Origin of the sequence: Sutterella sp. (genome assembly GCF_052272535.1) — a bacterium.
Classification (GTDB): domain Bacteria; phylum Pseudomonadota; class Gammaproteobacteria; order Burkholderiales; family Burkholderiaceae_F; genus Sutterella.
In genome coordinates, this window is record NZ_DAVZJY010000056.1 from 1 (window position 1) to 11,212 (window position 11,212).

Genomic DNA, 11,212 nt, shown 5'->3' on the forward strand with positions numbered 1-11,212 from the left:
TGAGCTACACCCACCATCCAGATTTTCTTTCTCCCGGCGCTTCGTGCCTTGCGGCCGCCGCGTCGTGAGAAGTGAGATTTTACGGACGCCGCGCTTTTTGTCAAGAGAGGGCCGAAAAGTTTTTTCGGGCCACCCTCCCCCGCCCTTTCTCCTCAGCCCGCGGCGGCGGGCTGCGCGGCCTCCGTCTCGGGCGGAAGGTAGCGCTTGAGGAAGTCGCGCGTGCGCTGCTGCTTGGGATGCACGAGCACGTCGCGGGGCTTGCCTTCCTCGACGACGCGGCCGTCGGCCATGAAGACCACCCAGTCGGCGACCTCGCGCGTGAAGGGGATTTCGTGCGTCACCACCACCATCGTGAAGCCCTCTTTGGCGAGGTCGCGGATGGTGTTGAGCACTTCGCCCACGAGCTCCGGGTCCAGCGCCGAGGTGGGCTCGTCGAAGAGCAGGAGGTCGGGCTTGATGCAGAGCGCCCGCGCGATCGACACGCGCTGCTGCTGCCCGCCGGAGAGCCGGCGCGGGTATTCGTTCGCCTTCTCGAGGAGTCCGACGCGCTTGAGGAGCTTGAGCGCGCGTGGGCGCACTACAGCCGGATCTTCGCCGTGCACGTGCACCGGCGCCTCCATGACGTTCTCAAGCACCGTCATGTGCGGGAAGAGGTTGAAGCTCTGGAAGACCATGCCGATGCGGCGGCGCTGCTGCGCGACGACGCCGTACGGAGCCTCCTCGAGGACGCCGGCCTTTTCAACGTAGCCGATCTGCACGCCGTCGACCTGAATCGACCCGGAGTCGATCGACTCGAGGTGGTTGATGCAGCGCAGGAACGTGGACTTCCCCGAGCCCGAGGGACCGAGGATCACCACGACCTTGCCGCGGTGGATTTCCATGTCGATGCCCTTCAGAACCGTATTGCGTCCGAAGGACTTCACCACGTTGTGGGCCCGCACGACGATCGCCGGGCCGCTCTTGCGGGGACGGACCTCGGTCGCGTCCTCCTCCACGCTCTTTGCCTGCGCCTTCACTTCGAGGGCGGCGTTCGCGTTCGTTTCGTTCGTCATCTTCTCTGTCTCTACGGGGGAGCGGTGGATCAGGCGGTGGGCTGCGGCGCTTCCGGGACGTAGCCCGAATCACGCTCGCCCCTGCGGTAGTGGCGCTCGATCTTCGCCTGAACGACGGTGAGCACCGACGTGATCACGAGGTACCAGATCACGGCGACGAGGAGCAGCGGGATGATCTGGAAGTTTTCGTTGTAGATCGTTTGAACCGAATAGAGCAGATCGTCCATGGCGATCACGGAGACCATCGCGGTCGCCTTCACCATCGAGATCACCTGGTTGCCCGTAGGCGGGATGATCGAGCGCATCGCCTGCGGAAGCATCACGCGGAAGAGAATCTGCCGGCGGCTCATGCCGAAGGCCTCGGCCGTCTCCCTCTGCGCGGGATCGACCGACTGCAGGCCCGCGCGGATGATCTCGCCCATGTAGGCGCCTTCGTTGAGCGAGAGCCCGACGATAGCGGCCGTGAGCGGCGTGATCACGTCGTTCGTCGGGACCATCCACACGCCCGGAATTCCGAGGTTGGGAAAGAGCGCGGCGAGGTTGTACCAGAAGAGGAGCTGTACGAGGAGCGGCGTGGAGCGGAAGAACCAGAGATAGAGGTCCGCGAGCCCGGCGAAGAACGGCATCCCCGACATCTTGAGCATGGCGCAGACGAGACCGAGCACGGTGCCGAGCACCATGGAGATCACGGTGAGCGAGAGCGTCATCTCGATGCCCGTGAGGACGCTCCGGTCGAAGAGGTAGGCCCACACGGTCGCCCAGCCGAAGTTGGGGTTCACCGCACAGGCCCAGACGCTCCCGGCCAAGAGGAGCGCGATCACGATCGTGAGCGCCGTCCGTCCGGGATGCGTCATGCGGCGGGCGCCCGCGACGTCCTTCGCGGTGCGCGCGAGCTCGTCGGAGGTCCAGCGGCGGGCGGCGCCCGCCTCCGTCGGTTTGGAATTCTTCGCTTCCTCAGTCATTTAAGTCGCTCTCAGAAGGGTGCAGGATCACGCCCGGCCGCTCCCGGGGCCCGCAGAAAGGCCACTCGGAGCGGCGGCCCCGTCAGCATCAGTTCTTCTTCGCCGTGGCGAGGTTGAGGCCCGGGGCCTCAACCTCGTTGTAGTCGAGGTTCCACTTCTCCATCACGGCCTTGTAGGTGCCGTTCTCAAAGAGGACCTTGAATGCGTCAAGGAGCACGGGCGCGAGGGGGTTGCCCTTCATCACGACCGCTCCCTGATAGATGTCGTCGAAGCCGTTCTTCTCGCCGACAGCGGCGAGCTCAAGCTTGCCGCCCGACTGGGCGACGAAGTAGGTGAGCGGCGCCTGGCTCGAGAAGAAGGCGTCGGCGCGCCCGGAGGAGAGCGCCATCGCGGGCGCGGCCTGCCCTTCGAAGGAGAGCACCGTCACGGGCTTCTTGCCCTCCTTCACGCAGACCTTGCTCTGCTCCTTGATCACGCGCTCGGCGCTTCCGGCGGCCATCACGGAGACCTTGAGGCCGCAGGTGTCGGCGAGGCTCCTGATGTTGTGCGGGTTGCCCTTCTTCACGGCGAAGACCACGAACTCGCGCACGTAGTCGACGAAGTCGTAGTTCGCCTCTCGGTCGGGATAGTCGCCCACCGGTTCGGTCGAGACGTCGTAGCGCCCGGACTTGAGGCCCAGCATCGTTGCGGAGTGGCCCGCGATCTTCGTCGTTTCGATCTTCACGCCGAGCACTTCGCTCAAGGCCTTGGTGATGTCCATCGCCGCGCCTTCAATCGACTTGTCGGCGCGCGTGATCGTGTAGGGCGAGAAGGAGCCGATCACGCAGTTCTTGATGGCGCCGGCCGCCTTGATCGCCTCGGGGAGCCGGGCGTTCAGGGCCGGGTCGAGCTTCTGCGCGGGGATCTCGGCCGCAGCGGCGGACAAGGTGGTGACTGCAAGGACGGCCGCGAGCGGCGCGGCGCGGAAATTGAACTTCATGATGAATCTCCTCTCAGAATTCGGATTCCAATGCGGGCGGCCCTCAGAGCTCGCCGGGTTGACGCAGTTTCGGCGCGGCGAAGCGCCGGTTTTCGAGCACGGGGAGTGCGGCGCGGCAGCGCTCGACTGTCTGCGCGTCGATGTCGGTGAAGAGAAGCTGGTCGCTCGTGCCGCACTGGGCGACCACGACGCCGTAGGGGTCCACCACCTTGGAGCAGCCGATGTTCACCGGACCGCACTCGCTCACGCCTGCCACGAAGCAGACGTTCTCGAGCGCGCGGGCGCGCAGGTTGAGGTCCCAGTGGGACTCCTTCAGGGGGCCCTTCACCCAAGCGGCCGGGACCACGAGAAGCGTCGCGCCCGCGAGCGCCAGCGCACGCGTCATCTCGGGGAAGCGCACGTCGTAGCAGGTGAGGAACCCGCAGCGGAAGGGGCCGACGTCCACCAAGGCCGGAACTTCGTTTCCCGGCACCGCGTTGTCGCTCTCGCGCGCCTTGAAGGCGTCGTAGAGGTGAAGCTTCTGGTAGACGAGCTTGAGTTCGCCGTTCTGCACGACCAGAAGGTCGTTGGCGTAGCGCTCCTCGCCGGGGATCTTCGCCTGCACGGTGCACACGACCGTCACGTGCCGGCCCTTCGTCGCCTCGCGGAGCGCCGTCACGTAGGGGCCGTCGAGCGGCTCCTTGAAGCGCACGGCCCAGTCGGAGACGCCGGGCTTGCGGGCGACGACGCCTTCGGGAAGGACGAGCAGGTCCGCCCCGCCCGCTTCGGCGCGCTCGACGAGGCCGCGGGTGATCGCCTGATTCTCCGCCGAAGTCTCCTTCACGAAGAACTGCCCGAGCGCGACGCGCAGCGTCGTCTTCTTCTCATTCGACATCTTCAAAGGCCTCCGGAAAGAGCTTCTCGGCGGTGTTGAGGTGCTCCGTGAGGTGCTGCTCGTAGGCCTCGCGGCAGAAGTCGTCCACCATGCGCTTGTTCGCCTCGAAGCCCCAGGCGTCGTAGTCGTGGGCGAGCTTCTGCCCCTCGTCGATCAGGTCCTGCAGGATCCAGGGCGTCGTTTCGGCGTAGCGGCGGCGCTTCTCGCGCCAAACCCTGCGCGAGCGGTCGAGCGTGCGGCAGAGCTCCGTCACGACCCACGGGTTCTCGCGCACGAACGCCTCCTTGAGGGCGAGGATGTGGATGCCCGGAACGTAGCCCTTGTCCTTGTAGTAGGCGAGCTCGTGCGCCTTGAAGTCGCGCACGACGGGACGAAGCCCGAGCGCGCCATCGCAGTAGCCCTTCGGCATGAAGGCCTGGAACATCACGTCGATCCTGCCGTCGTGGAGCATGTCCACGAGGGGGGCCTCGTCGGGCTCGTGGGTGATCGTCGTGCCGTTCCAGAACTGCCGCCCGCGGTTGGGTTCGATCTTGTCGGCCGCCGTGCAGCGCGAGAGCACCCACTTGATCTTGTCGCAGTCGACCCCGGCGCGGCGCAGCAGCGCGCGCGTCCAGGTGTTGCCCGAATCCTGCCAGCCCGAGAGGCCGATCGTCTTGCCTTCAAGGTCCTCGAGCCGCTCGATCGGGCTCGATTCGGTGGTGACGATGTTCCGCGTGCGGAAGCCCCGCATGATGAAGAACGGCACCGCGACGATGCCCTGGGCCGTGCCCTGATCGATTCTGAGGTTGTAGCGCGAGAGGCTCATCTCGGCGGCTTCGCACTCGGCGTCGTCTGCGACGTTGTCGATGAGGGACGCAACGCGCGTGGGGCGGATGTCGAGCTTCTCGGACTTCACGTCGCCCAGGAGGAGCGGCGTCCAGAAGTCCCAGTCACGAAACTTGATGCGCAGCGGAAGAGCCATGATGATGAATCTCCTTTCGGATCGGCCCGGCCGGCCGCAGTGCCGGCGGCGGAGGCGGGCGAAGAGCCCGATGAGTGAAAACGGACGGAGGGGGACTCCCGCAGGTTCCTTGACGGACCAGTGCAGGCGCCATCCGGTGCGGCCGCCCTTGGCGGGAAGCGCATGCCGAAGGCGGGCGACGCACCAAAATGGGGACGCCCTCACGTTTCGTCCGATTCTAGGAATCGAGGCAATTGGATAATTCCCTATGAACTACGACTTTCTGCCGGCTCAAGATTGATGAAGATCAGAGGGTGGAGCGTCCGCCCCCGGCGGATTCCCTCTTTTCCATTGATCCTCCTAGTTTTTCCTAATTCCTGCCGGCCTCGGCACGAATGGGCCTCACGGCGGGCGGCGCCTTTATAATGGCGCCCGACCGCTGTCGGAGTACGTCCACCGGCGTACTCCGGCCGATCTACAGGTAAACCGCAAGAGTGACGACCGCCCCGCCCGCGGGAGAGCTTCCTCACGAGCCCTCCGCCATGCGGGAGCCCCGGCGGCCGAAGGGAGAAAAGCCATGGCGCTCACCACGTACGACTTCGCCTACGGGCACGGCCGCAAGACCTTTGAATTCGACTCCGACGACGTTCTGAAGGTCGTCCGCACGGAACCGTGCGAAGTGATGCAGAACGTGAAGGAACACGTCCTCGAGGCCCTCTACCATCCGATCGGGCTCCCCCCGATCAACGAGATCGTCAAGCCCGGCGACACCGTGGCCTTCATCTGCAACGACCCGACGCGCATCGCCAACTCCGAAGTGTTCATGCCGATCCTCGTCGAGGAGATGAACAAGTTGGGCGTCCCCGACGAAAACATGCGCATCGTCTTCGCGCTCGGTACGCACCGCGCGATGACGCATGAGGAGATGGTGGGCGAGGTGAGCGAGGACGTCGCGCGCCGCATCAAGATGTACAACTCCATCGCGACGAACGCCGACGACTTCGAGTACTTCGGCAAGACCTCGCTCGGCACGCCCGTCTGGATCAACAAGCTCCTCTGCGACGTGGACCACGTGTTCCTCACGGGCACGATCGTGCACCACTACTTCTCGGGCTACGGCGGCGGGCGCAAGGCCATTCTGCCGGGGTGCGCGGCGATGGAGACCGTGCGCATGAACCACAGCCACATGCTCTCCGAAGCCGCCGGTCTCGGCCGCATGGAGGGCAACCCCTGCTACGACGACCAGATGGAGGGCGTCGCGCTCTTCGCCAAGGGCCGTTCGCTCTTCCTCTTCAACGCCATCCTCAACGCCAAGCACGAGTTCCTCAAGATCTTCGCGGGCGACTACATCAAGGCGCACAAGGAGGCCTGCAAGTTCGTGGACCGCGTCTACGGCTGCGAGATCCCGAAGGAGGCCGACCTCGTGATCGCCTCCTGCGGCGGCTATCCGAAGGACATCAACGTCTACCAGATGCAGAAGACGATGGACAACGCCGCGTGCGCGGTCCGCAAGGGCGGCGTCGTAATTCTCCTCGCCGAATGCATCGAGGGCTCGGGGTCGGCGAAGCTCGAGGAGACCTTCAAGCGCCTCACGACCCCTGAAGCGATCAAGAAGGAGCTCGAGGACAACTTCCAGATCGGCGCCAACAAGGCGTACGCCATCACGCGCCCGCAGGGCAAGGCGAAGTTCATCCTCGTCACCGCGCTCAACCGCGACCTCGCGAAGAGCATGCACTTCACGGCGGCCGTCGACACCGTCGAGGAGGCGCTCAAGATCGCCCGTGAATACGTGGGCGAACATCCCTCGACCATCCTGATGCCCGAAGGGTCGCTCACCGTCCCGCGCGTCGTCGCGCCCGAGGCCCACCCCTGCTGCTGCGGGGGCCACGGCCACCATCATGAGGGTGAAGGCGAGCACCACCATCACCACGAAGGCTGCTGCGGCGGCGGGAAGCATTAACCTCCCCTCCGCACCTCCCCGCGGATCTTGATTGTTTCAGGCAGTTTCGAACTGCCTTTTCCGCAGTCAGGAAGCATTTCGGTCCGCGTAGGATAAGGCCTTCCGCTCCATCAGGCCCGCGTCGGCTCACCCGAGCCCTGCGCGGGCCTTTTTGGGTTCACTCTCCTCACGACTCATTTGAGAAAGACCTCGCTCAACATGCCGTCGAACACCACTCGGTCGGAAGCGCCCCTCATGGACCTCCTCGACTTTCCTGAAATCCGCCGCCTCGGCGAAGTCCTCGCCGAAATCGCCCCGCAGCGCGCCTTTTCGATCGCCTACTCCGGAGGCCTCGACAGCCGCTTCCTCGCCTTTTCGGCGAAGCACCTCGGCTTCAAAGCGTCGCTGCTGCACATCATCGGGCCGCAGATCGCCCCCGACGAAACGGCGGGCGCGCTCAAGGACGCCGAGCTCCTCGGCTACGAGCCGATCCTCGTGCCCGCGACTTCGCTCACGCTCTCCGAGCTCGCCCACGCGGGCGCCAACCGCTGCTACGTCTGCAAGCACCACCTCTTCGAGACGCTGATGGAGGTGGCGCGCAAGTCGGGCTGCGAAGGCCCCGTCTGCGACGGCACGAACACCTCCGACCTCGGCGTCTACCGCCCCGGCATCAAGGCGCTCGAAGAGCTCCACGTCTATTCGCCCCTCGCGATGGCCGGGATCTCGAAGCCCCGGATCCGCGAGATCGGGCGCGCGGTCGGGTTCCCCAACCCCGAGCAGTTCGCCCGGCCCTGCCTCTTGACGCGCTTCCCCTATGGGACGGCGCCCACCTCGGACGAACTCGTCGCAATCGCCGACGCGGAGCTCGTGGTCGCGACCGACCCCTTCGGGAAGGACCTCCGCTTCCGGATCCGCATGCCCGCCCACGGCGACGCACGGCTCCACGTCGAGGCCTCCTCGATCGCCGGGTTTGAGAACGCCGACGCCGAGCTCGAGCGCATCGTCGCGCTGCTGCGTCGGCGCTTCGGCGGCAAGCTCCCGAACCTCAGGCTCGAGGTGCTCGAGAAGCTCTCGGGCTACTACGACCAGCTGCAGCAGCCCGAGGGCTGAGGACCGGCGCATCCGGTTCTGCTGAAGGGAGCGCCGACGCCACTCCCGCAGCGCCCGGGTCTTCCGACAATGCCGAAGGGGCCGCCCTCATTTCGAGAGCGGCCCCTTCGGCTTTTGAGCGAAAAGAAAACGGCCGGCTCGACGCCGTAGAGCACACGAAACCTGCACGGGCCGGCCGGCCGCCTTCAGATCAACTCTTTCTGACCATGCCTTAACTACGTTAGAACGTGTAGGTGTAGTTGAGCCAGAGGTTGCGCCCGTCGATGTAGTCGCGGTACTCGTTCACCCACGTGGTCGTGAAGGACGTGTAGTCGATGCCCGCGTCGAAGATGTTGTTGAGCGCCACCGTGAAATGGTGCTGCTTGGCGAGCGTGTAGGACGCGCCGATGTCGACCGTGGTGTAGTTCTTGTACTTCTCGAGCTTTTCCTTGGAAACGTCGCCGTTGGGATTCTCGGCGCCGAACTTCGAGAGCGACTTCAGGTACGCATTGAAGTCGCCCTGAGTGTAGTCGATGCGCGCCGTGAGGGTGTGCTTCGGAAGGTTGTTCGAGCGCCTGCCGTCCTTTTCACCGCCCTTGATCTTCGAATCCATCAGGGTGTAGCCGCCCGTGAAGCTCAGGCCGTGGAAGGCCGCCGTCTTCACGAAGACTTCGGCGCCCTTCGCCTCGACCTTGCCGCGGTTGACGTCGTGCCAGGTGTTGGCGGAGGCTTCACCAAACTGCTCCTGGTCGAGCTGATTCTTGAAGTCGGTGTAGAAGATCCCCGCCGTAACCTGCGCCACGTTCGGAAATTCGACCGTGGTCGAGAGCTCGTAGTTCCAACTCTCCTCGGGCTTCAGATCCGGGTTGCCGTAGATGTACTTCGCCGTTTTGCCGCGTTCGTTGAAGCTGTAGAGCCCGTCGGTGAGCTGCTGGATCGCCGGAGCGCGGTAACCGTTCGCCACGCCGCCCTTGAAGCTCAGGATCTGCGAGGGCTTCCAGACGAGGTAGGCGCGCGGAGAGAAGTGATAGTCGAAGAGGTCGCTCCACTGCAGGCGGCCGCCCACCGTCGCGATCCAGTTCTCGTTGATGAAGTACTCGCCTTCGGCAAAGAGAGCGGCCTGCTTGTGGTCGAGCACGTCCGCAATGACGGGGCTGCCGTCGCTCTTGAAGTAGAAGTTGTCCTCATAGGTCGAGTAGTCGAACTGCGCGCCCGTCTGCAGGATCATGTCGCCCATGTCGCCGAAGGAAAGCGGCGTCTTCAACTTCGTCGCGAGCGTGTAGTGCTTCGAGGACATCAGCGGATCCGAGAAGGAGCCCTTCATCGTCTTGTTGGCCGTGGCGAGCATGGCTGGGTTGCCGCTCTTTCTCGCCGGGCCCGTCTGCGTCTTAATGAGGTCCTGGCCCTGGAACTGGAAGTAGGTCGAGAGTTCACCGATTCTGTAGCGGCCTTCGTGCCCGATCACGGCAGCGTACTTCTCAAACCAGCGGTGCGCTTCGTAGTCCACGGCGGAAGTCGACATCGAACCGCCCTTGAAGCGGGTGTAGTCGAGGTCGAGATAGAGGTCATTGTCGGCGTTGGGCGAGAGGTTGAGGCGCCCGCCGATGTTGCCCGTGTAGCCGTCCGCGGCCGAGTGGGACGCGTAGCCGCCCCCCGGCGTGCGCAGGTTCGAGGCGTCGCGGTCCAAGTAGCGGCCGCGCAGCAGAAGCGAGGCGACCTCGTCCTTGAGCGGGATGCCGAGGTAGGCGCCCGCGCCCCAACGGTTGCCGTAGGCTGAGTCGTCGAACTGCGTGCGTTCGACCGAGAGCGAGCCCGTGAACTGCTTCACCTGCTTCTTCATGATGATGTTCACGGCGCCGCCGATGGCGTCCGAGCCGTAGATTGTCGAGGCCGGACCGCGGATCACTTCGATGCGGTCGACGGCGCCCGGCGGCGGCATGAAGACGCCGCCCGCCTCGAAGCCGTTCTGGCTGTTCATCGCCGGATCATTGTTCTGGCTGCGCCCGTCGATCATGAGGAGCGTGTAGTTCGAACCGAAGCCGCGGATGCTGATCTGCGTCGTGCCCATCTTGGAGGTGTCGATGTCGACGCCCGGGACGTCGACCAACGCCGTGCCGATGTCCTGAACGGGCTTCGTCATGAGCTCCTCACTCGTGATGACGGAGACGGAGCCCGGCGCTTCGCGGGTGTCCTGGGCGTAGCCTGTGGCGGAGACGACGGACGTGTCGAGGGTGGGAGCCCTCCGGGACGCATTGGCGTGATGAGAAAAAAAGGGAAGGCAGCGTCGCGGAGACTCTCAAAAAGCCGCGCCGGCCCGAGACGAAATTCTATACACCACAAATGCGAACGCTTCTCACAATTGTTAAGCAGAAAAAGTGCCTCTAGTACAGATAAATCCTTGTTTATCAATGCATTGACGTGCGATTCCGAATGTAAAGACGCCCAAGCGTAAACGAAAACTTACGCCTCATTGCAAAAGATCTTCATGGAAATCATTTGCATCTACGCTCAAAACAGACTGTTGGGTAAGCGCATGCAAACCATGTAACAAAATGTTTCGACGAAGCTTCGACCGGCGTCTCCTGAGTGGGATCCCGCCGCTCCTCCGGTGAGTCCGGTAGGATTCAGGGAATGCGCCCGTCGCCGCCAGCCGGTGCGGGCTTCCCTTTCTAAAAACGCGCGCTATGAACAACCTCTTCAAGGACTTCTGGAAAATCTGGACGAGCAGGGACCGCCGGATTTCGCTCCTCATGGACGCGGGCATCTGGATCTACGGTATTGCGTCCGACAAGATCCTCTTCACGATCCTCGGCGGCGGCGCGCTCATCTGCGGGGTGTTTGCCTGGTACCTCGAGGCCTTCTCGGACGACGAGGGCGACGATAACGACGCGGGCGGTCACGGCCCAGACCGCGGCGACGGGTAGCCGCCGCTGCGGCCCGGAAATGCCAAAAACCTCCGGAAGCGGACAGCCTCCGGAGGTTTTCGTTTTGTAGGCTCAGTCGTGCGGCGTCAGCCCGCGAGCTTGAACTGAATCGGGAAGCGCAGCCTCACGGTGTTCCTGGGTTTCCCCCAACTCGACTGGGCGTCGTCCAGGGCGCGCATGGCCGCCTTGTCGAGCATCGGGTGGCCGGCGGACTTGAAGAGCTTCAGCTCGGTGAGTTCGCCCTGCGCGTTCACGATGAACTGCACGACGGCCGTGCCCTCAATGTGGAACTGACGGGCCTTTCTCGGGTAGTGGAGCTCACGCTCGACGGCGCGCTTCACCTGCGCGAGGAAGGGATCGTCCACTTCGCCGTAGACCAAGGTCGAGATGCCGCCTTCGGCCGACGCCGTCTGGGCGCCGGGAGCCGCGGCGGGGCCGGGCGCGGGCGACGGG

At 64.5% G+C, this 11,212-nt stretch carries 10 protein-coding genes and 1 pseudogene; 3 read left to right on the forward strand and 8 right to left on the reverse strand.

All coding sequences use genetic code 11. The annotated features are described in order from the left end of the window. Positions 1 to 152: 152 nt before the first annotated feature. The 5 genes from ACT6Y9_RS04505 to ACT6Y9_RS04525 all read right to left on the reverse strand — a co-directional run bounded on the left by ACT6Y9_RS04505 (position 153) and on the right by ACT6Y9_RS04525 (position 4,828). Positions 153 to 1,052 carry an amino acid ABC transporter ATP-binding protein gene (locus ACT6Y9_RS04505; protein WP_443743646.1) on the reverse strand — a complete coding sequence of 300 codons (900 nt, stop codon included), beginning with the start codon at positions 1,050 to 1,052 and terminating at the stop codon, positions 153 to 155. Positions 1,053 to 1,081: 29 nt separating this feature from the next. Continuing rightward, positions 1,082 to 2,014, reverse strand: coding sequence for an amino acid ABC transporter permease (locus ACT6Y9_RS04510; protein WP_443743647.1), 933 nt, complete (start codon positions 2,012 to 2,014; stop codon positions 1,082 to 1,084). A gap of 88 nt (positions 2,015 to 2,102) precedes the next feature. Further along, positions 2,103 to 2,993 (reverse strand): ABC transporter substrate-binding protein, encoded by an 891-nt coding sequence (locus tag ACT6Y9_RS04515; RefSeq protein ID WP_443743648.1) that lies wholly within the window; start codon positions 2,991 to 2,993, stop codon positions 2,103 to 2,105. A 43-nt stretch (positions 2,994 to 3,036) separates the two neighbouring features. Continuing rightward, positions 3,037 to 3,867 carry a nitrilase-related carbon-nitrogen hydrolase gene (locus ACT6Y9_RS04520; protein ID WP_295479629.1) on the reverse strand — a complete coding sequence of 277 codons (831 nt, stop codon included), beginning with the start codon at positions 3,865 to 3,867 and terminating at the stop codon, positions 3,037 to 3,039. Beyond that, on the reverse strand, positions 3,857 to 4,828 hold the full coding sequence (locus tag ACT6Y9_RS04525) for an ABC transporter substrate-binding protein (protein ID WP_443743649.1): 972 nt from the start codon (positions 4,826 to 4,828) through the stop codon (positions 3,857 to 3,859). The genes ACT6Y9_RS04520 and ACT6Y9_RS04525 overlap by 11 nt, the downstream gene beginning before the upstream one ends. Positions 4,829 to 5,384: 556 nt before the next feature. Between ACT6Y9_RS04525 and larA the strand changes: the two genes are divergently transcribed. Both larA and ACT6Y9_RS04535 read left to right on the forward strand, forming a co-directional pair. Next, positions 5,385 to 6,767 carry a nickel-dependent lactate racemase gene (gene larA / locus ACT6Y9_RS04530; protein ID WP_295479622.1) on the forward strand — a complete coding sequence of 461 codons (1,383 nt, stop codon included), beginning with the start codon at positions 5,385 to 5,387 and terminating at the stop codon, positions 6,765 to 6,767. A gap of 198 nt (positions 6,768 to 6,965) precedes the next feature. Continuing rightward, positions 6,966 to 7,856, forward strand: a complete 891-nt coding sequence (locus ACT6Y9_RS04535; RefSeq protein WP_443743650.1) for a hypothetical protein — start codon at positions 6,966 to 6,968, stop codon at positions 7,854 to 7,856. A gap of 220 nt (positions 7,857 to 8,076) precedes the next feature. On the opposite strand, the gene ACT6Y9_RS04540 is transcribed toward ACT6Y9_RS04535, so the two are convergent. Then, on the reverse strand, positions 8,077 to 9,675 hold the full coding sequence (locus tag ACT6Y9_RS04540; protein WP_443743652.1) for a TonB-dependent receptor domain-containing protein: 1,599 nt from the start codon (positions 9,673 to 9,675) through the stop codon (positions 8,077 to 8,079). Between the two features lie 24 nt (positions 9,676 to 9,699). Next, positions 9,700 to 10,011 (reverse strand): annotated as a pseudogene (locus tag ACT6Y9_RS04545) (TonB-dependent receptor plug domain-containing protein); the annotation flags it as partial. 508 nt (positions 10,012 to 10,519) lie between these two features. Here ACT6Y9_RS04545 and ACT6Y9_RS04550 point away from each other — a divergent pair. Further along, on the forward strand, positions 10,520 to 10,759 hold the full coding sequence (locus ACT6Y9_RS04550; RefSeq protein ID WP_295479288.1) for a hypothetical protein: 240 nt from the start codon (positions 10,520 to 10,522) through the stop codon (positions 10,757 to 10,759). Between the two features lie 86 nt (positions 10,760 to 10,845). Here the strand turns inward: ACT6Y9_RS04550 and ACT6Y9_RS04555 are convergent. Beyond that, on the reverse strand, positions 10,846 to 11,212 hold a 367-nt coding region (locus ACT6Y9_RS04555), incomplete at its 5' end, for an energy transducer TonB (RefSeq protein WP_443743651.1).